14 protein-coding genes and 1 riboswitch are annotated in these 21,383 nt (G+C 55.6%); of the genes, 11 read left to right on the plus strand and 3 right to left on the minus strand.

Annotation, left to right across the window (positions count from 1 at the left end; translation table 11 throughout):
• Positions 1-154 precede the first annotated feature (154 nt).
• From AN477_RS15460 to AN477_RS15495, 8 genes are all read left to right on the plus strand, one after another.
• Entirely contained in the window at positions 155-940 is a 786-nt protein-coding gene (locus AN477_RS15460; RefSeq protein ID WP_054970069.1) for an ABC transporter ATP-binding protein, read from the plus strand.
• 170 nt (positions 941-1,110) lie between these two features.
• Complete coding sequence (locus tag AN477_RS15465; RefSeq protein ID WP_054970070.1) at positions 1,111-1,563, plus strand: SRPBCC family protein; 453 nt, start codon at positions 1,111-1,113, stop codon at positions 1,561-1,563.
• Positions 1,564-1,587: 24 nt separating this feature from the next.
• Positions 1,588-2,475: an AAA family ATPase gene (locus tag AN477_RS15470; protein WP_245631847.1), complete on the plus strand. Its 888-nt coding sequence runs from the start codon at positions 1,588-1,590 to the stop codon at positions 2,473-2,475.
• Between the two features lie 168 nt (positions 2,476-2,643).
• Positions 2,644-3,339 carry a VWA domain-containing protein gene (locus tag AN477_RS15475; protein ID WP_054970071.1) on the plus strand — a complete coding sequence of 232 codons (696 nt, stop codon included), beginning with the start codon at positions 2,644-2,646 and terminating at the stop codon, positions 3,337-3,339.
• A gap of 103 nt (positions 3,340-3,442) precedes the next feature.
• Positions 3,443-4,264 carry an FAD binding domain-containing protein gene (locus tag AN477_RS15480; protein WP_054970175.1) on the plus strand — a complete coding sequence of 274 codons (822 nt, stop codon included), beginning with the start codon at positions 3,443-3,445 and terminating at the stop codon, positions 4,262-4,264.
• Position 4,265: 1 nt separating this feature from the next.
• A complete protein-coding gene (locus AN477_RS15485; protein ID WP_054970072.1) occupies positions 4,266-4,796 on the plus strand; it encodes a (2Fe-2S)-binding protein in 531 nt (176 codons plus the stop codon).
• Complete coding sequence (locus AN477_RS15490) at positions 4,796-7,132, plus strand: xanthine dehydrogenase family protein molybdopterin-binding subunit (protein ID WP_054970073.1); 2,337 nt, start codon at positions 4,796-4,798, stop codon at positions 7,130-7,132. Before AN477_RS15485 ends, AN477_RS15490 begins: the two co-directional genes overlap by 1 nt.
• Positions 7,133-7,563: 431 nt before the next feature.
• Positions 7,564-8,226, plus strand: a complete 663-nt coding sequence (locus AN477_RS15495) for a nucleotidyltransferase family protein (RefSeq protein WP_054970074.1) — start codon at positions 7,564-7,566, stop codon at positions 8,224-8,226.
• Between the two features lie 41 nt (positions 8,227-8,267).
• Here AN477_RS15495 and gluQRS read toward each other — a convergent pair whose 3' ends face one another.
• Positions 8,268-9,236, minus strand: coding sequence for a tRNA glutamyl-Q(34) synthetase GluQRS (gene gluQRS, locus AN477_RS15500; RefSeq protein ID WP_054970075.1), 969 nt, complete (start codon positions 9,234-9,236; stop codon positions 8,268-8,270).
• Between the two features lie 150 nt (positions 9,237-9,386).
• Entirely contained in the window at positions 9,387-10,631 is a 1,245-nt protein-coding gene (locus tag AN477_RS15505; RefSeq protein ID WP_054970176.1) for an aminopeptidase P family protein, read from the minus strand.
• 1,056 nt (positions 10,632-11,687) lie between these two features.
• Here AN477_RS15505 and AN477_RS15510 point away from each other — a divergent pair.
• Both AN477_RS15510 and AN477_RS15515 read left to right on the plus strand, forming a co-directional pair.
• Positions 11,688-13,631, plus strand: a complete 1,944-nt coding sequence (locus AN477_RS15510) for a S9 family peptidase (RefSeq protein WP_211266021.1) — start codon at positions 11,688-11,690, stop codon at positions 13,629-13,631.
• A gap of 260 nt (positions 13,632-13,891) precedes the next feature.
• Positions 13,892-15,586 (plus strand): M3 family oligoendopeptidase, encoded by a 1,695-nt coding sequence (locus tag AN477_RS15515; protein ID WP_054970077.1) that lies wholly within the window; start codon positions 13,892-13,894, stop codon positions 15,584-15,586.
• Positions 15,587-16,299: 713 nt separating this feature from the next.
• Here AN477_RS15515 and AN477_RS15520 read toward each other — a convergent pair.
• Positions 16,300-17,103 carry a hypothetical protein gene (locus tag AN477_RS15520; RefSeq protein ID WP_054970078.1) on the minus strand — a complete coding sequence of 268 codons (804 nt, stop codon included), beginning with the start codon at positions 17,101-17,103 and terminating at the stop codon, positions 16,300-16,302.
• A 242-nt stretch (positions 17,104-17,345) separates the two neighbouring features.
• Positions 17,346-17,465: riboswitch (SAM riboswitch) on the plus strand.
• Positions 17,466-17,806: 341 nt separating this feature from the next.
• Between AN477_RS15520 and metH the strand changes: the two genes are divergently transcribed.
• Positions 17,807-21,364: a methionine synthase gene (gene metH / locus AN477_RS15525; RefSeq protein ID WP_054970177.1), complete on the plus strand. Its 3,558-nt coding sequence runs from the start codon at positions 17,807-17,809 to the stop codon at positions 21,362-21,364.
• Positions 21,365-21,383 lie beyond the last annotated feature (19 nt).

Below are 21,383 nucleotides of genomic sequence, written 5' to 3' on the forward strand. Positions count from 1 at the left end.
ACGGGATTGCATCCGGGTTTCGGGCTACAGGCTGAGATAAAAGTATCGCATCCGGACTTCGCAATACCTGCTGATAATTCGACAGGATCTGTCAAGAAGGTATGTACACAATTTGGTATACTCCAAAGTATCAGTGTGGCGAGGAGAAAAGTCTGTGATTGTAGAACTGAAGGACGTATTTTGGCGTCAAAAGGGGCGCGTGATTCTGTCAGAGGTAAACTGGCAGATTGAGTCAGGTCAGCATTTTGCGTTAATAGGTCCTAACGGATCGGGCAAGACCAGCTTGCTGAACATCATTCTCGGTTATCAGTGGCCCACAAGGGGACAGGTCTCGGTTCTTGGCAACCGCTATGGCGCTTGTGATATGCAGACCGTGAGAAAGTCGATTGCGTACGTAAGTGCATCCCTCGGAGCTCGTTTCCACGCTGCTCACGCAGAGGACTTGGCGCGGGAAGTCGTCAAGAGCGGCAAGCATGCCGCGATTGGAACGAGCTACCACCGCTTTACAGAAGCAGATGATGAGCGAGCAGAGGGAATGCTCGAAACGTTTGGGTGTCTGCGTTTGGCGGATACGCCGTTCTCTCAGCTGTCCCAGGGGGAGCAGCAAAAAGTATTGCTCGCACGGGCGTGGATGGGCCAGCCTCAACTGATGATCCTGGACGAGCCGTGTACGGGGCTCGATGTGGGGGGGCGGGAAAACCTCCTCTCTGCCCTCTCTGCCCTCGGTCGTCGTGAGGATGCTCCGGCGATGATTTATGTGACGCATCACGTGGAAGAAGTTTTGCCGGTGTTTACGCACGCCCTGGTTGTGAAGTCGGGTACAGTTCTGGCATCAGGTGAAAAACAACAGGTACTGACGGATGACACACTCACTCGTGCATTTGAGGTTCCCTGTCAGGTTACGTGGCAAAGCGGCCGTCCGTGGTTACGTGTCGTGTAGTCAGGTAGTCAGGTAGTCAGGTAGTCAGGTAGTCAGGTAGTCAGGTAGTCAGGTAGTCAGGTAGTCAGGTAGTCAGGTAGTCAGGTAGTCAGGTAGTCAGGTAGTCAGGTAGTCAGGTAGTCAGGTAGGCACGGTTTGACAAATGACAATTGAAACGGGAGGACGACGGTATGCAACTTGAAGGCACGAAAGCGTTCCCGACAGCACCAATGGCAACGTATGAACTCATCACCAACCCCGACGCGATTCAGCGCGCCATGCCCGGACTGAAAGAACTTCGTGCTGTTTCTGACACCTCTTACGAAGCCCGGATGGAAGTGGGCGTTGCAGGAATTAAGGGTGTTTACGACGGCACGCTCGACATGGCCGATGTTGTTCCTGGTGAGTCGTATCGGCTGATTGTCAAAGGTGAGGGGCCGATGGGGTTTATGGATGCAGATGTGGCGGTCCAAATCCGAGCGTCTGACGCAGGAACAGCGGTCAGTTATCAAGGTGAAGCCAAGGTCGGCGGAACGGTTGCGGGTGTTGGTCAGCGCATGCTCTCTGGAGTCGCGAAGTTCATTATCAATCAATTCTTCAATGCTCTGGTCAAAGAAGCGAAGACCATCGCCAAGGAAGCATAACAACCAAGACAGGAAGTGACAGGATTGGCGAATGATGAAACAAATGCGGGTCGTCATTTGAATGGCCGGATGAATGACCGGCCCAGTCCGGGTGCCCTGGAACATGGGTTACGCGAAGCCGGGTATGTGGCTGGCCCGCATCTTGCCAAGATGATCTCGCTTGGTTGCACGATGCCTCGTCCGATTCTTCTCGAGGGTCCTGCGGGAGTCGGAAAGACGTCTCTCGCTGCAGCATTGGCAGAGGTGCTCGAAAGAGACATCGTTCGATTGCAATGTTACGAGGGTATCACGGCCGATCAAGCGCTCTACGAATGGAACTACCACAAACAATTTGCAGCACTTACCGTAGATAAATCGTCTGACGTCTTTACGTCCGAATATCTGCTTGAGCGCCCGTTGATGCGCGCCTTGAACCGCCCTTCAGTGCTCTTGATTGACGAAGTTGACAGAGCAGATGAAGGATTTGAAGCCCTATTGCTCGAATTTTTGGGAGAGTACACAATTTCAGTTCCGGAATGGAAGACTGTCCATGCTGAAGTGCCGCCTGTCGTTCTTCTGACCTCCAATCGAACGCGTCCGCTCAGTGATGCGCTTCGCAGGCGATGTCTGTTCTACCGCTTTGAGTGGCCAGAAGAAGTGCAAGAGCATGAAATCGTCTCCTCTCACGTTCCTGAGTTGCCGGAGTCAGAGATGCAGATGGTCGTCAAGGCAGTTCGCGCCCTGCGTACGTGGAACCTCATCAAACCGCCGGGGGTCGCGGAGTGCATTGACTGGGCAAAGGCACTTTCTTTGGAAACGGGCGGCTGGTCGCTCGATTTTGCCAGTCAAACCATCGGTTGCGTAGTGAAAGACGTACTCGACATGGAGGTGGTCGCGAAGCGCCTCAAAGAGCTCTTCTCTGGCGAGACCTGAAGGGACCCTGACGGTGACAAACCAGGACATCCCAACCCCAGTTCTGAAACCGTTTCCCGAGTTCCGCAGCACAGAGAAGATACTGGGGCAAGTTTCGACGACGCATCTGAGCAAGGCAGCGGCACCGCGAGTCTCGGCGTTGGAGTACGTTACGGAGCAGAGGCTTTTGTGGACCTGCCGCCCTGGACAGCTCGCATTGAAGGCAAGTCCACATTGGTTCACCAAGTTCAGAGCAGGGCAAAGAGCACCAAGCGCATGAAGACGTCGCCAGACTGGAAGCGCACGGTTCGCCTCTGGCAACGCTTGGGACACGTTTCACTGCAGTACCTTCCGGAAGCACGCTACAGCGTGCCAGGGCGGGTGGCTGTGTTGTGGGACGTATCGGGATCGATGGCGGAATCGATTGACCTCTATCTGCCGTGGCTTTACATACTCCGGCGCAAATGGAAGCGTCTTGGCGTGTTTCCGTTTGCGACCCGCATGGCGGACATCACAGAGGGACTGCTGGCCCCATACCCGTTGCTTCGTGCCTATTTGGCTGAAATTGAACACGTTTGGGCTGGCGGAACGAACATTGGTTGGGCACTTGGCGAGTGGATCTCGTCTTACGGCAGTCGCTGGTTAAAGAGTGACACGCTGCTCGTCATCATCAGTGATGGTTGGGATGTCGGCGCTGCAGAGGACGTACGACAGGCGCTCCACACCATTCGTGCGCACGACACGCGTGTCGTGTGGGTGAACCCATGGATGGGCACCCCTGGATTTGAGCCGAGGACAAGGACTTTGCAGGCGGCGCTCCCGTTTCTTGAGAAGATGGTCCCGGGGGGAACCGTTGCGAGCCTTCTCCGATTGGCAAACGAATAAACCACATGACGAACGAGTACATGACAATGAGCAAGTGACAACGAGCAACAAACACCAAGTACACGACAACGTGACAAAACGGTACGCGAAAGGAAGGGAAGCTATGAAACCGGCTGTTTTTCAGTATGTGCGGCCAAATAACTTGCAAGAGGCATTGTCTGCTCTACGAGATAATGCTGACGCAAAGCTGTTGGCAGGTGGGCAGAGTCTGATTCCACTGATGAACTTTCGACTCAGCCGCCCCACAACGCTCGTTGACATTAGTCAACTGAAGGAACTTGCAACCATTTCCGTTTCTGAAGGCACTGTCCACATCGGCGGTTTGGTCCGCCACCAACAACTGCACGAAGACGAGCAGATTCGAGAGGTTCTCCCGGTTTTATCGAAAGCTGCAGGCGAAGTCGGGCACTGGGCGATACGAAATCGCGGGACCCTCGGTGGGTCACTGTCGCATGCCGATCCCGCTGCGGAACTTCCTGCGGCAATGGTTGCCTTGCACGCCACACTGCTCCTGGAGAGCGCCGACAGCGCACGCGAAGTGCCGGCTGAGGAGTTTTTCCTCGGCTTCCTGACGACGGATTTGCAGGACGGCGAGATGATAACGAGCGTTAAAATTCCGGTTCCTGCACCGAACGCTAAATACGGTTTCGCGGAGTTCGCCCGCCGCCCAGGTGACTTTGCCTTGGCAGGTGCATACGTCGAACTCTCTGGCGAGGGCGGCACGGACGCGGTGACCTGGTTTGGTGTCAGCGGCGGTCCAGAGCGTCGGGAACTGTCTATCGCAAAGGAGACATCGGATCGCGCAGAACAGTTCAAGGAACTCGCTGAAGAGTTCGATCCGGTGGAAGACCCTGCCTATCGCAAACACCTCGCCGTCGTTGTGGCGGAACAAGCATATCAGCAAGCCAGAAAGGGGCAAGCCTGAGATGGAGACATTCACCAAACAGACTGTTCAAATTACCCTCCGCGTCAATGGCGAGAACCACTCTGTAGAGGTTGAGCCACGCATGCTGCTCGCGGATGTCCTGCGCCATGAGATTGGTCTCACGGGAACGCATGTCGGCTGTGAGCAAGGCGTATGCGGCGCGTGTACGATTCTCGTCGACGGAGCGCCCGAGCGCAGTTGCCTGATGTTTGCCGTTCAGGCAGAAGGCCGTGAGATCACGACGATTGAAGGGGTTACGCCGGACGAAGGGATGAGCGAACTGCAGGCTTCCTTCCAGAAGCATCACGGTTTGCAGTGCGGATTCTGCACACCGGGCATGATTTTGACTTCGGAGGCCCTCTTGGCGCGCAACCCGAATCCGAGTGAAGCGGAAATCCGCGAGGCACTCTCCGGGAACCTTTGCCGTTGCACGGGATATCAGTTTATCGTCGACTCGGTTCAGGATGCGGCTGCTGCAAAGGCTGTTAACCATACGAATGCGGACGGCGGATCTGACAAGGAGGGAGCATAATGGCAGATATGGCTTCGCGTCCCCAGTTTACGGGGAGCCGAATTACTCGTATTGAAGACGCACGTCTCGTCTCTGGGCAGGCACGGTACCTGGACGATGTGGACTTCCCAGGTATGTTGGAAGTCGCCTTTGTTCGATCTAACCGTCCCGCTGCAAAGATTACATCGATCGATATCGAAGCGGCTAAGGCCCTGCCTGGTGTGAAGGCGGTTTGGACACACGACAACTGCCCGCTTGAGATGACGAGCGCAGGCTTCAAGACGACCTGGTACGCCCTCGCGAAAGACGAGGTCCGCTTTGTCGGTGAGCCGATTGTTGCGATTGCGGCAGAGAATCGTTACGTTGCAGAGGACGCGGCCGATCTCGTTAGGATCCGCTACGAAGAGGTTGAGCCAGTGCTTGATGTCCGTACTGCGGCTCTGGAATCGACTCGCCAGGTGCATGAAGGCCGATCCAACGTCTTCTTCCACCGCGAGCGCAAGACAGAAGGCTTTGACGATGCGTTTAACAATGCGCCGCATCGCTTGAAGGATACATTTACGTTCCATCGGCAAACGGGTGCTGCCATGGAGAACCGCTCATTCGCTGCGTTGATGGATCCGTTCTCGGGCCGCCTGACCTGCTATTGCGGTCATCAAAGCCCTCATGAACTGCGCAGTGAGCTGTGCGAGATGCTCGGCATGGAAGAGAACATGGTCCGCGTGGTCGTGCCGGAAGTCGGCGGCGCATTTGGCATCAAGGCTGCGATGTACCCGGAATATCTCGTGGTTTCCTGGATGGCGCTCAAACTGCGCAGACCCGTGAAATGGGTCAGTGACCGCCAGGAGTCGTTCCTCTCCGACGTTCACGCTCGTGATGGTGTGCACGACGTGGAGTTTGCGTTTGATGATGATGGTAAGATCATCGCTATCTATGACCACATGATGGCCGATCAGGGTGCGTATGCTGCGGTGCCGTTCCCGGGATCGCTTGGGGAAACCGTAACGGCAGCCAACGTCTTGACGGGTCCCTACACGATTCCGCACCAGGCTACGGTGATTGACTGTTCGTTCTCGAACAAGATGCCGCTTGGCGCGTATCGCGGCGTCTGGGGTCCGATTGCTTCCTTCATTCAGGAGGGGATCGTTGACCGGGTTGCACGGCACCTCGGCAAAGACCCGGTAGATGTGCGCCGCATGAACATGATTAGCGACGCAGACTTCCCGTACAAGAACCCGTCCAAGATGCTCTATGACAAGGGATCGTACCTGAAGTCTATGGAAGACGCACTGCGCCTGATTGGATACGAGGATTTCCGCAAAAAGCAAGCTGAATACCGGACACAAGGCCGTTACCTTGGCGTTGGTATCTCGGTCTTTGTGGAGCCGACCGCTTCCGCAAGCTCAGAAGCCGGCAGCGTCGGTTATGAGGCTTGTACGATTCGCGTCGAGCCAACGGGTACGGTCACTGCCGCTCTCGGTCTGGGGCCTTCAGGTCAGGGTCACGAAACGACGATGGCTCAGCTGATTGCTGACCAACTTGGCGTGGACGTGAAGGACATTGTCATCCTGCACGGTGACACTGACAGCGCACCGTTTGGCGGGGGTACGGGCGGCAGCCGTTCCGGCACCATCGGCGGCGGTGCAGCCATTTCGGCTGGCAAAGAGATGCGTGCAAAGCTCGTGAAGCTCGCTGCTCATGTACTCGAAGCTGGCGAAGATGACATCGAGCTGCAAGAGGGCAAGGCATTTGTTGCAGGTGTGCCGGCGAAATCTTTGACCATTAAAGAGCTCGCGCAGATTGCCTACACGCACGTGGCCAAACTGCCAGAGGGGATGAAACCGGGTCTCGAAATCGTCACCCGCTATCAGCCTCCGTTCAAGGTCAGCTTCTCGAATGGCACGCACATTGCGGTCGTCGAAGTACACCCGGACACCGGTCTCATCGAGACCCTCGACTATGCGGTTGTGAACGACTGCGGTAACCTGATTAACCCGACCATCGTCGAGGGCCAGATCCATGGCGGAGTAGCTCAGGGTATCGGCGAGGCGTTCCTCGAGGAGCTCAAGTACGACGAGAACGGCCAGCTGGTGACGACGTCCATGCAGGACTACCTGCTGCCGGCGAGCGTAGAGGTACCGCGCATGAAGATTGAACACATCGAAACTCCGTCTGCCTCGGAAGGCGGATTTAAGGGTATGGGCGAAGGTTCGCTGATTGCGGCCCCTGCAGCCTTGACTGCGGCTGTCTCCGATGCACTCGAGCCATTTGGTGTGATGGTCAATGCAATGCCTGTGACCCCGGCCCAGGTTGTGGAGTGGGTATCGAAGGGTACACCGGCGGTCGGCGCAGACTGAGGTGTAGGCGGCGCAGTGATGGGGCGGCTTGACGCTGCCATGGCGCAGCTGTGGCATGGATTTGCGTGGACGGTCGCTGCTTGAATCCGCAGGGTCGCCTCGGGTCATGTCAAGGTATCCGGCCGGGTGGGGTCAGGTCATCTGATCCGCCACAGCGCTCTGGATATAGGCCACAAGTAAGCCATAAGTCATTGGAATTGGAATTGGAATTGGAATTGGAATTGGAATTGGAATTGGAATTGGAATTGGAATTGGAATTGGAAGTAGATGCCCCAGGGCTGTGCCCTGGGGCTGCCTTTCAATTATGGCTTAGGATACGGATACAGGGCTCTGGTGGAGACAGAAGCGTCATGGTCCACTGTGCGAGCTAGCCGAAGAAGGGGTCCCCCTGTACCGCAGTGTGGACGAATATGACACAAAGGAGTCGTAAGATGGCAAGTGAGGTTTCAGGTAATACGCCAGATGAGAAGGTTGCAAAAACACAACTTCAGATTGTGTGTGTGGTGCTGGCAGCGGGATCGTCAAGCCGAATGGGTCAACAGAAACTCGTACTCCCGCTCGAGGACGGCGAACCATTGATTCGACGCGTCATGGAGACAGCCTCAGGGGCTCACTTTTCAGCTCGGATTGTGGTTGTCAGTTCGGATGACGAATCCGTGCGCGAGGTGACCCGGCATCCTTTGTGGCAGCAGGTGCTCAACCTCAACGCCAAGGAAGGGATGAGTACGTCGCTGCGCGCAGGGGTTACGGCCGCGGAGGCAACGGGAGCTGATGCAGTTGTTATCCTGCTGGGGGATCAACCGGGTGTGACTGTGCACCATGTGCAGGCGGTCGTAGAAGGATATCAACGAGATCGGGCGCTCATCGTTCAAGCATCGTATCAAGGAGAACCAAGCCACCCGATTCTGTTTGACAGGGCGCTGTTTGGCGAACTGATGCAAGTTACGGGCGACGAGGGGGGCCGAAGTGTCGTGTGGGCGCACCCTGCGGATCGCCGCTTGGTGGCTCTACTTGACGATACGCCTGTCGATCTCGATACACCGGCAGCCTATGAGGCGTGGTTAGCAGAACATCGCCCCGTAGACGATGTGTAAATGACCTGAAGGGTGCCGCTCGAGTACCGCTCCAGGTGACGTTACCCCGTCAGGGTGTCCATCCAATCCTGTGGAAGCAGCACCTTGCTCCGGGCAATCCGCCGCACGTCAAACATCTCAACAAGATCTTCGGGCCGAAGAGGTTCCGGTCTATCAAGCAACCCGGCAAACCAGCCCAGGTAACCTGTGATTTGTTCTGCAGTCACACCCTTCGACCGAAGGCTGCGCAATGTCATCGAACCATCCCGCTTGGCAAATCGTTCCCCGTCCGCTGAGTAGATGAGTGGAACATGAGCAAACGAAGGTTGCTCCAGCCCGAGTGCCTCGTACAGATAAATTTGACGTACGGTGGAGTCGAGGAGATCATCGCCACGAAGCACCTGCGTGATCCCCATTTCCGCGTCATCTACGACCACAGCGAGCTGGTAGCTAAACACTGCGTCAGCTCGGTAGACAATGAAATCACCGCCGAATGCGGTACCGAACTGCTGATGCCCAGCTACCAAGTCTGTAAATTCTACTGGCCTATTCGGCACGACAAAACGCCACGCCGGCTGCTTCTGCCGCATTCGACGTAGTTGCTCTGCGGACAATAGGAGGCGGCATGTTCCTCTGTAGACGGGACCCTCAGATGCGAGACCGTGGGGTGCGGAGGCTGCCTCGCGTAACTCCTTGCGGCTGCAGAAGCACGGATATACCAAGCCCTGCTTCTTCAACGAATCAAACGCGTGTTGATACTGTTCGATCCGATCCTTCTGCCGATATGCCCCATGCCGTCCCGCCACGTCAGGACCTTCATCCCAGTCTAGCCCTAGCCAAGACAGATCCTCTAAGATGGCCGATACGTATTCGGGATTCAGGCGTCTTTCATCGAGGTCTTCGATGCGCAACACAAACTCACCACCCTGTTGGCGCACTTGTAACCACGCCAGCAGGGCAGTGAATGCATTGCCGATATGGAGATATCCCGACGGGGTCGGTGCAAAACGCCCGCGTACAGGATCACCCATTCTCTATCACCTCTTACAGGTTTGAAGCAACTGACTCAAAGACCGGCCTTTGCACAGCCTGCCCCCCGAGTCAGTTTCCACGAGGACCGCTGACTGAACTTTTCAGGGTCATCTGTTTTCCCCGACCAGTCCGACCTGACTGTACTGCTGTCAGCGACCCTGGATCAGGCGCTCAATGTCCTCGACCGTCTTCGGAATCTCTGGCGACAGCACTTCACACCCGTGTTTCGTGACGATGACGTCGTCTTCAATCCGGATGCCGATGCCCTCGTCCGCGAGGTACAGGCCCGGCTCAATCGTAATCACGGCACCGGGAACAATCTTGTACGATGAATCCCACACGTCATGCGTGTCGAGTCCCATGCTGTGGCTGACGCTGTGGTAATAGTAATTCACCACTTCATCATCTTCTTTAATCTTGCCAATTCGCTTCAATTCCCGCGCCAACACCTTCTTGGTCACGTCGTTCAACTCTTTGAGGGTCATCCCCGGTTTCACTGCAGCAATGGTCTCTTCTTCTGCAGTCAGCACAATTTCGTAAATCTCGCGCTGCCTATCGGTGAACTTGCCGTTCACAGGGAAGGTCCGGGAGATATCTGCACTGTAGTAGTTCCAGGCGGCTCCGAGGTCGATTAGGACCAACTCTCCGTCTTTCAATTCCTGGTTGTTTTCAACGTAATGCAGCACTGTGGCGCGCTGTCCGCCGGCGATGATGGATGGGAAAGCGTGATCGTGCACACCAGCACTCGTCAGCTCAAAATCAAAGTAGGCCTGCAGCTGGTATTCCATCATGCCAGGGTGCACATTTTTCAGCATGCTGTGAATGCCGTCGTTGGTGATCTCGATAGCACGACGGATCTGTGCCACCTCTTCCTCCGACTTCACGGCACGGAGTTCACAGATAAGCGGGAATGCATTCTTGATTTTCAGGTGTGGCATCCGAGTACGAACCTGATCTGCAAACTCGTGCGCAGGCGTACTTGGTGTATCCCAAGCCTCTGACTCAAAGGAGAGGTACAGTTGTTTGAACATGGTGCGACGGAATAAGGCCTTGAACTGGGCGTCAAATTCGTCCAAATAGGCGATGGACTGGGCGCCGGACAACTCCCGAGCACTGTTTGCACTGAGACGTTCACCAGTCCACTTTGCTGCTACTTCATCAGGGCGCTCCACATACAAAGTCTCTTCCACGTCACCATCGCGCTTGACGATGCGAAGAATGACATTTTCCCTATCGATCCCGGTCAAATAGTAAAAGTTCCGATTGGGGGTGAACGGGTACTCGCTGTCTGCTGACCTGTGCGGTGCACGTCCTGCAAACAATACAAGAACTGAAAAATCTTTCATAGAATCTGCCAATCTCTTACGGTTCGCAGCGTAAAACTCTGCGCTAATTTGATTGCTCATGCCCTGACCTCCTCTTTTCCTGTCGGGATCTATGATACCGCATTCTTGGTCAACACTCCTACCATCAGGCTTTCGACGCAAATAAAAAGCTCGGGTTGTAGTAAATCACCTGGGTCCAGTATCTGCTAAACGGGAAAGTAGCAGGCAGCCATCTATCGTGTTATCGTGTGCCTCGGACATGTTAAGTCGGTGTGACCGACTTAATGAGGCCTATCCGGAAAAGGTAAGACGGTGGCACCGACTAAGCCGGGCAAATTGAGCGAGTTAAGACGCTGATACCGACTAAGCAACGTGCATTCGCACCCGGGAGGGGGCAATAAGTCGGTGTGACCGACTTAATGAGGCCTATGCGGAAAAGGTAAGACGGTGGCACCGACTAAGCCGGGGAAATTGAGCGAGTTAAGACGCTAATACCGACTAAGCAACGTGCATTCGCACCCTGGCGGCGGCGCTAAGTCGGTGTGACCGACTTAATGAGGCCTATGCGGAAAAGGTAAGACGGTGGCACCGACTAAGCCGGGGAAATTGAGCGAGTTAAGACGCTGATACCGACTAAGCAACGTGCATTCGCACCCAGGAGGGGACCCTAAGTCGGTGCGACCGACTTAATGAGGACTATGCGGTAAAAGTAAGTCGGCTGCACCGACTAAGCAGGGGAAATTGAGCGAGTTAAGACGCTGATACCGACTAAGCAACGTGCATTCGCACCCAGGAGGGGACCCTAAGTCGGTGCGACCGACTTAATGGTTCCTTGCCTCACGCCATCTATCCGGGGTATAAGCATTCGATGACAAGACGTGATAGAATAATAAGAGTTTTACGATAGGGTTGTGAAAGGGTTCTCAGGAGTAGGGTTCTCAGGAGTAGAGTTCTCAGGAGTAGGGTTCTCAGGAGTTTTGAAGGGGCTCCCAAAGTGTTCCAGGGGAGCATTCAAAACGTTTCAAAACAGGCTCCAAAACGCTTTTTAAGCGTTCTCAAAGGGTTTTGAAGGAATTTGACTGATAACATCGGTTCTGTGCAGAACAAATGTGGGGAGGTACTCAATTGGCAAAGCAAACAGCTCAGTACGGCAGTTGGAAGTCACCGATCACCTCCGATCTAATTGTGCAAGGCACCATCAGTTTTGAGCAAGTCCTTGTAGATGGACTCGATATCTACTGGATTGAGAGCCGTCCGGCTGAAGGCGGTCGCAGCGTCGTCATGCGACAAAACGCCTCTGGTCAAGTGGAAGAACTAACCCCGCAACCATTTAACGCTCGCGACCGAGTTCATGAATATGGCGGCGGCGCTGTTGCAATCCGCGACGGCATCGTCTATTTCTCCAACTTTGCAGATAACCACCTTTATGTTCGCGATCGCGATGGAAACATTCACGCACTCACACAAGACTCCAAAATGCGTTACGCAGACGGGCAAATCGATGTCGCTCGGGGCCGTTGGATCGGTGTTCGCGAAGACCACACCAAATCCGATATCTTCGCAGAGAACACCATTGTCGCCGTAAATACAGACGGCAGCGGCGAGACAGTCCTAGTCTCAGGAAACGACTTCTATGCTTTCCCGCGGATCAGTCCCGACGGCACACAGTTGGCCTTCATCACCTGGCATCACCCCAACATGCCTTGGGATGAGACAGAACTCTGGACAGGCAAATTCGCAGCAGACGGCACCTTAACCGACCTGACGAAGGTTGCCGGCGTGAAAAACGAATCCATTCTCCAACCCAAATGGGCACCAAATGGTCAGTTGTATTACATATCAGACGAGAGCAATTGGTGGAATATCAAGCGGATCACAGACGGTAAGTTGGAGACCGTTGTCGCCATGGATGCAGAGTTCACCTCCCCCAACTGGGCGTTCGGCCAATCCGACTATGACTTTATCGATGCTTCGACCATCATCTGTGACTACACACAGAACGGGAAATGGTACTTGGCACAAATCGATACCCAATCCGGTGCACTCAAACCTGTCGCAAGCGAATACACATCCTTCAGTTCCATCCGTACAGATGGGGAACGGGTTGTGTTTTTAGCGGGATCGCCAACGAGTTTCCGCGTCGTTGTGACCACCAACGTGGACGGGTCAAACCCGACTGTCTTGCGGAAGTCTTCAGAGGTTCAAGTCGATCCCGATTACCTCTCCATCCCGGAATCCATTGAATTCCCAACGGAGAACGGGAAGACGGCGCATGGTATCTACTACCGCCCAAAGAACCCGGACTTTACTGCACCGGAAGGTGAAAAGCCGCCGCTGCTTGTCCATGTGCACGGGGGCCCGACAAGTGCCGCATCGAGTGTTTTGAGTCTGAGTACTCAGTACTGGACTAGCCGAGGGGTCGCAGTGCTCGATGTGAACTACGGTGGTTCGACTGGGTATGGGAGAGAGTATCGCGATCGCCTGAAGGGTCAGTGGGGCATTGTCGACGTGGACGATGCCGCAAACGGAGCGAAGTACCTCGGTGAACAAGGAGAGGTTGACGCAAACCGACTCGCGATCGCCGGCGGCAGTGCGGGCGGGTACACAACCCTTGCTGCGCTTACATTCCGGGATGTGTTTAACGCGGGTGCGAGTCACTTTGGGCTGAGTGAGCTTGAGGTGTTTGCACAAGAGACCCACAAGTTTGAGTCCCGCTACATGGACAGCCTGCTTGGGCCGTATCCGGAAGCCAAAGACGTCTACTTCAATCGATCTCCCATCAATTTCACCAATCAGTTGTCTTGCCCGATCGCATTTTTCCAGGGCTTAGATGACAAGATTGTTCCACCCAACCAAGCTGAGTTGATGGTCGAAGCGCTGCGCAAGAAGAACCTGCCGGTCGCATATCTCGCGTTTGAAGGCGAGGGACATGGGTTCCGTCGCGCAGAAAACATTAAACGAGCACTCGACGGGGAGTTTTACTTCTATTCACGCGTGTTCGGATTTACGCCAGCGGATGACATTGAGCCTATCCACATTGAAAACATGGATGCTGAGCCCGGCAAGTAATGTTTGATGCGGTTGTACGACCGGGTTGCATGACCAGACTGCATAACCAGACTGCATAACCAGACTGCATAACCAGACTGCATGACCGAGTTGCACACGACTCGACGGCATGACCAAACTGCACGTCCGGGTTGCACAAGACTCGACGGGATGACCAAACTGCACGAGCTCTAGGCATCGGTTGGTATGAGGACACGTGGTTCGGGTAGAATTGTGTAGACTTGGAACTGGCTGGATTACATCACAGAGGAGGACCCACGTTGAAATTTGAAGAGATGAAATACGACCGTCCAGAAATAGATCAAGTTGAAAAGCAGTTCACCGATCTGCTGACAAAGTTTCAGGCGGCAGACAGTTTTGAAGCGCAAAACAAGGCCATGAAGGAAATCAATGATCTGCGTGTGGAAGTCGAGACGATGGCGACGCTGGCCTCCGTTCGGCACAGCATCGACACGAATGATGCCTTCTACGACGCGGAGAATGACTATTTTGATGAGAACCAGCCGCGCATGCAGGCCTTGTCAACGCAGTTTTACCGTGCACTCGTTGAGTCTCCCTACAGAGCGGAACTTGAGCAGGCGTGGGGCAAACAGTTATTCCGTTTGGCCGAGATGACCTTGAAGACGTTCGATCCGGTTATCCTCACCGACCTTCAGAAGGAAAACAAACTTTCGAGCGACTACGACAAGCTGATTGCCTCTGCAAAAATCGACTTCGAGGGGGAGGAACGCAACCTCGCGCAGATGGGGCCGTTTCTGACTTCACCGGATCGGGAAATGCGTGAACGAGCATTTGCAGCCCGTTACGCTTTCTTTGCGGAACACCAGGACGAACTCGACAACATCTATGATGGATTGGTTAAGACCCGCACGGAGTTAGCACGAAAGCTCGGTTATAAGACTTTCACGGAGCTCGGCTATACCAGGATGTCACGGTCTGACTACAACGCTGAGATGGTCGCAAACTTCCGCAAGCAGGTGGAAGAGTTCATCGTGCCTATCGCCAGCAAGTTGCGTGAACGGCAAAAAGAGCGGATCGGCGTAGATAGACTGAGATTCTACGACGAAGGATTCAAGTTCCCATCCGGGAACCCGAAACCACATGGTGATCCGAACTGGATCGTTGAGCAAGGCAAGCGGATGTACATGGAGCTTTCACCGGAAACGGACGAGTTCTTTACGGTCATGACCGAGAACAACCTGATGGACCTCGTCAGCAAGAAGGGCAAAAACGCGGGCGGCTACTGCACCGGACTTGGCAAGTACAAGGTGCCGTTCATCTTCTCGAACTTTAACGGGACTTTCGGGGACGTCACGGTCTTGACGCACGAAGCTGGACACGCATTCCAGGGCTACAGCAGCCGCCACTTTGAGCTGCCGGAGTACGGTTTCCCGACGATGGAATCGGCCGAGATCCACTCCATGAGCATGGAGTTCTTCACCTGGCCGTGGATGGACCTGTTCTTTGAAGAGGAGACGGAGAAGTTCAAGTTTATGCACCTGGCAGACGCCCTGTTGTTCATTCCGTACGGAGTTGCAGTTGACGAATTCCAACACTTCGTCTACGAGAATCCGGACGTGTCACCGGCCGAACGGCGGGCAGCCTGGCGACGCATTGAGAAGAAGTACCTGCCGCATCGGGACTACGAGGGCAACGACTACCTCGAGAGCGGGGCGTTCTGGCACCAACAGGGCCACATCTTTGGTGTGCCATTCTACTACATTGACTACACGCTGGCTCAGATTTGTGCCTTCCAGTTCTGGAAGAAGGCAAACGAAGACCGTGAAGCGGCATGGGCTGACTACCTGAACCTGTGTAAACAGGGCGGCAGCAAGTCGTTCCTGGAGTTGGTTCAGATCGCAAACCTCATCTCGCCATTTGAGTCGGGGTGTGTGGAATCCGTCATCGGCGATATCGAAGCCTGGCTCGACAGCGTCGACGACAGCAAGCTGTAAGGATAGCGGACAACGACATTTTGGGCCTTGTTCTTAGTCTTTTGCCTGTGCCTCTTGTCGTGCGCTGGATGACGCGCGGAGCAAGGACAAAGGTTCAGAGACAAGGACTAGGCTTCAGAGGCAAGGACAATGCTTCAGAGGCAAGGACAATGCTTCAGAGGCAAGGACTAGGCCGAACGCAAGTTTTAGAATAGAAATCAATGAGGAATAACCCGCCAATGGCGGGTTAAACCTTTTTTCGGGGGCTTTCCTTCCCGAGCGACGGAGCCGATGAGGCTCGCAGCAGTATTTAGGGGACTATGGCTTCAACGAAGGGAAGATTTGTTCCTTACTCGCTGGCTTTGAGCATCACGTTACGAAACAACGAACCAAATTTCCTTTGTTCGGTCCTGCTGCCCCAAATCGAGGTAGAGATAGCGTCACAAGGGACAGTTTGTACTCTAATTCGAAGCGCAGGCTGGAATTTCAGGCAACAGAGGAAGTTTTGTTCGCTATCCTCATGTGGCGTGGTGACACTGTGCGCTGGACACACAACAGTGGACGTTTTGTACGCTGCTGCCACGACTGCCGCCACGGCCATCCACGACTGCCGCCACGGCCATGCACAATTCATTCAGGTACGACATTGTGCCTCTGTGCCCATCGACTTCCATATGGGCCAGCCTCTCAACCCACTCCGGGTCGCCCTTCGTGCCCCCCGATTGATATGCTGTCTACTGCGCCACTTTGATGGTGAACTGCTGCGTGAAGCTCCGCGACCCAAACTGCACTGTAAGGGTTACTTTATCGGTGCCTGGGTTCGCCAGCGTTGTTGTGCCGCTGAAGGCTCGGTTTTGATTGGACAAGCCGATGGTTTGATTCACGCCGTTCCCGAAGATTTGAACTGTCCCAGTTGGGGGCGTACCACCGAAGGGACCACCGGTTCGATTCCCGATCCGATTCCCTCCACCGTAGCCTCCTCGGTATCCACCGGTGCGGTTGCCGGTGGATCCGGCAGCTGCTCCAACCGAGTTCCCAGTGCGAGGGCCCATGTAACCGGGATGACCTGTACGGGGGCTCCGATTTGCAAACTGCATCGAAAACGTCATGGTAAACTGCTTGCCAGCTGACAGGCTTGTTGGGTTTGTCTTCATGACAAATGTCGGTTTAAAGTTGGCGTCCCTGCGAAAGCCTGAACCAGTTGCATTTTGGGCAGCCTGTCCTGTCTGTGCTGCTGAAGCCTGTCCCGTGGTGTTGGCACTGGCACTGCTTCCGCACCCCGCAAGACTGAATACGACAGCCACAGCTGCCATCCCCGTAACAAGCTTTCTGATCTTTGACCGACCCGAATTGCCAACTCCACTACGAACCGCATCGCCAACCCTATCTCCAACTGTGCCGGCAACTGTATTGGCAACTGTATTGGCAACTGTACCGGCAACCGTATCGTAAACTGTATCGCCAGCTCTATTGCGAGCGCCACGCCGAATTCTATTCATGACCCCATGCAGAGTGCCCTTTGTTGCAGTTGATTTCATCGTCGTCCCAGTCTCCTTAGTTTAGATCTACCCACTTTCTAAATAGATTTTAGGACATCACGTATGGAGCATTTATGCCGAATATATCTCAGTTTTGTGATAGACGGAGGTTTCGTTCCATGACCGAACTTAAGCATGCAGCAGGGTCCAGCAGCGGTTACAGGTTGACAACATTCTGAAATCTGATATCCTGACCCTAACTAAATAGTGAGATCGTGTCTGTCTGGCTTATGCCAGACCACCTCTTATCACGAGAAGCCGAGGGACTGACCCAGTGACGCTTCGGCAACCAGTGTCTACGAGAACTCGCAGGCGCCCGGTGCCAATTTCAGAGGATCTCAGGTCAGATCCGAAGATGAGAAGTTGACGCGCCCAAATCTACGGATGAAGGCCTCTTCTCTCTTTTGAGGGAAGGGCTTTTTTGTATGGGATCACGTAAGTACGTTTGTATGGGATCACGTAAGCACATAGACATCGTTTATAAATAGAGAGGAACGTAGAGATGAGTCAGGAACTGAACCAACCGAACCAACCGAGCCGAACGCACCAAAGTGAATCGCACCGCCAGCCGGACCACAGGGAAGCTCAGGATCCTCAAACTGCGAAGAGCCAGCCGCCACAACCGTCGCAGCAATCTCAAGCTGCGACGACTCCGTCCGAACCACAGCACCCGCACCTCAAGGTCGGCGCCGTCCACCCCATGATGGAGGGCGGACTGAGACTTAAAGAGGCCATCGCCAGCCGCATCCTTATCCTGGACGGTGCGATGGGCACCATGATTCAGCAACTCGACCTCACGGAAGCGGACTTTGGCGGGCCCCAGTACGACGGCTGCAACGAGTACCTCGTCCACACAAAGCCGAAAGCCATCCGTGCCATCCACGATGCGTACCTCGACGCGGGGGCCGACATCATCTCGACCGATACCTTTGGCGGCACGCCGCTGGTGCTTGCCGAGTACGGCCTTGAAGACCAAGCGGAGCAACTCAATCAAACGGCTGCTGAACTCGCTCGCAAAGTCGCGGACGCCGTCTCCACACCGGAGTGGCCGCGCTTTGTGGCTGGTTCTATGGGGCCTACCACGAAGAGTCTGTCTGTCACTGGCGGTGCCACATTCGATGAGCTCGCAGAGTCCTACCGGGTACAAGTCCGCGGCTTGCTGAGAGGCGGCGTCGACGTGCTCCTGCTCGAGACCTCCCAGGACATGCTGAACGTCAAGGCAGCCAGTGAGGGCATTCGCCAAGCCTTCGCCGATCTCGCTTTATCCGTCCCGGTCATCATCTCCGGCACGATTGAGCCGATGGGCACCACCCTTGGCGGCCAGAACATCGAGGCCTTCTACCTCTCCGTCGAGCACCTGCACCCGCTCGCCGTCGGCCTCAACTGTGCTACGGGGCCCGAGTTTATGCGCGATCACATCCGCACCTTGTCCGGCCTCGCGGAGTCTGGTGTGAGCTGCTATCCAAACGCAGGCCTGCCGGACGAGAACGGCCACTACCACGAGACCCCGGCAGCCTTCGCCACGAAAGTCGCCGACTTTGCGAAGGCCGGCTGGCTGAACCTGGCCGGCGGTTGCTGCGGAACCACGCCGGATCACATCCGGGCGCTCCGTCAGGCGCTCGGTGGCATCGCCCCGCGCACACTGCCACCGGCGCATACCCACGCTGTCTCAGGGCTTGAACCAGTGTACCTGGAAGACGACAACCGCCCCGTGCTCGTGGGGGAGCGGACAAACGTCATCGGATCGCGCAAGTTTAGAAAGCTCATCGCCGCCAAAGACTACGAGACCGCCGCCGAGGTGGCACGTGCGCAAGTCCGGTCTGGCGCGCAGGTTGTGGACGTCTGCCTGGCCGATCCCGATTCCGACGAAGTCGCCGACATGGCCGCCTTCTTGCCGCATGTGGTGCGGAAGGTGAAGGTGCCGTTCATGATCGACTCGACCGACGCAAACGTGGTGGAAACGGCGCTCAAGATGATCCAGGGCAAAGCCATCATCAACTCGACCAACCTCGAGGACGGGGAGCCGCGGCTCGCTCGGTTCGCCGGGTTGGCGAAACAGTACGGCGCAGCTCTGGTGGTCGGCACGATTGACGAAAAGGGCATGGCCGTCACCCGCAAACGAAAACTCGAAGTGGCGCTCCGCAGCTACGACCTGCTCGTACACAAGTACGGCATTGCTCCGTCAGATATCATTTTCGATCCGCTCACCTTCCCCTGTGGGACTGGGGATGAGAACTATATCGGATCGGCCAGGGAGACGGTGGAAGGCATCCGCCTGCTGCGGGATCGTCTGCCTGAGTGCCCGACCATCCTCGGCGTGAGTAACGTCTCCTTTGGCCTGCCGCCTGCCGGCCGCGAGGTGCTGAACTCCGTCTTCCTCTACGAATGCACAAAGGCGGGACTGGGTTACGCCATCGTCAACGCCGAGAAGCTCGAACGCTACGCGTCGATTCCAGAACATGAGAAGAAGCTGGCTGAGCGTCTGTTGTTTGAGACGAGTGATGCGTTGGTTGCCGAGTTCACCGCTTTTTACCGCGACAAACCGAAAGAGCCCCCCATCGAGAAGGCCTCGCTGCCGCTCGATGAGCGACTTGCTCGGTGTGTCGTTGACGGCACGAAAGAAGGGCTGATTGACGATCTCGATGAGGCCTTGAAAGCGAGGTCGCCGCTCGAAGTCATCAACGGGCCCTTGATGGACGGGATGAATGAAGTTGGCCGACTGTTCAACAACAATGAGCTGATTGTCGCTGAAGTCTTGCAGAGTGCCGAAGTGATGAAGGCAGCGGTCGCCTACCTGGAGCCGAAGATGGAGAAGTCGGAGAGCGCCAACAAGGGAACGGTGCTCCTCGCAACGGTCAAAGGTGACGTGCACGATATTGGGAAAAACCTCGTCGAGATCATCCTTGCGAACAACGGGTTCAAGGTGGTCAACCTCGGGATCAAGGTGCCGCCAAACGAGCTCATCGAGGCCGCGCATGAGCACAAGCCGGACATGATTGGTCTGTCGGGACTGCTCGTGAAATCAGCGCAGCAGATGGTTATCACAGCCGAAGACCTGACGAGTGCAGGTGTCGATGTACCGGTGTTGGTTGGCGGTGCAGCCCTGACGAAGAAGTTTTCGTACACGCGGATTCAACCGGCGTACAAGGGCTCCATCGTCTATGCGAAGGACGCCATGGAGGGACTCGCGTACGCCAACAGGCTGGTCAGCGGGGATGCCGCACGCGCAGAGCTCACAGAGCAGTTGGCCCGTGAGCAGGCGGAGATGGCAGCACGAGATGTATTGAAAGTCAGCCCGGAAGGGGACGGTGCACGAGGTGATAAGCCGCATGTATCCGATATCTCGCGGACTGCCCCGGTCTTTACGCCACCTGACCTCACGCGCCATGTCCTGCGGGAGATTCCGCTGTCTTATATCCGGCCGTACTTGAATCTACAGATGTTGCTCGGAAAACACCTTGGCTTGACGGGGAATGTGGAGAAGCGCTTGGCGGAAGGCGATGAGAAGGCTGTCGAGTTGCTCGAACTGGTCGACGATCTGATTCGACAGGGCGCAGCCGACGGCTTCCTGAAGGTGAGTGCAGTCTATCAGTTCTTCCCGGCTGTGGCATCCGGAGATGAAGTATTGATTCTCCATCCGGAGGATGTTGCAGAAGCCGGACTGGGGGCCGGACGAAAAGTCGGATCAGAAGCTGCCGCTGAATCTGGCGCACAATCTGGCGCTGAATCTGGTCGCTCACTCCGTGAAGCACGGGTGCTCGAACGGTTCCACTTCCCGCGCCAGCAAAAGGCGCCGTATCTCTGCCTGGCAGACTTCCTGCGCCCGATTGATGGCGGGGTGGTCGACTATGTGGCGATGTTGAACGTCACCGCAGGCACAGGGGTCCGCGAAGTGGCCGAGGCGTGGAAAGCCAGTGGAGACTACCTCCGCGCACACGCCCTGCAAGCTGTGGCGCTCGAACTCGCAGAGGCGTCAGCGGAGCGGATCCACCATGTGATACGAGATGCTTGGGGCTTTCCCGATCCGCTCGAGATGACCATGCGCGAACGCTTCATTGCCCGTTACCAAGGCATCCGAGTGTCATTCGGCTATCCGGCCTGCCCGAACCTTGACGATCAAGCCCAGTTGTTCCGACTGCTTCAGCCGTTTGACATCGGAGTGGAACTGACGGATGGATTCATGATGGAACCCGAAGCCAGCGTCTCAGCCCTCGTGTTCTCGCATCCGGAAGCGCGCTATTTCAACGTAGACATCGGATAAATCGATAAACATCCAATCA

The organism is Paenalicyclobacillus ferrooxydans (genome assembly GCF_001399675.1).
GTDB lineage: Bacteria > Bacillota > Bacilli > Alicyclobacillales > Alicyclobacillaceae > Alicyclobacillus_B > Alicyclobacillus_B ferrooxydans.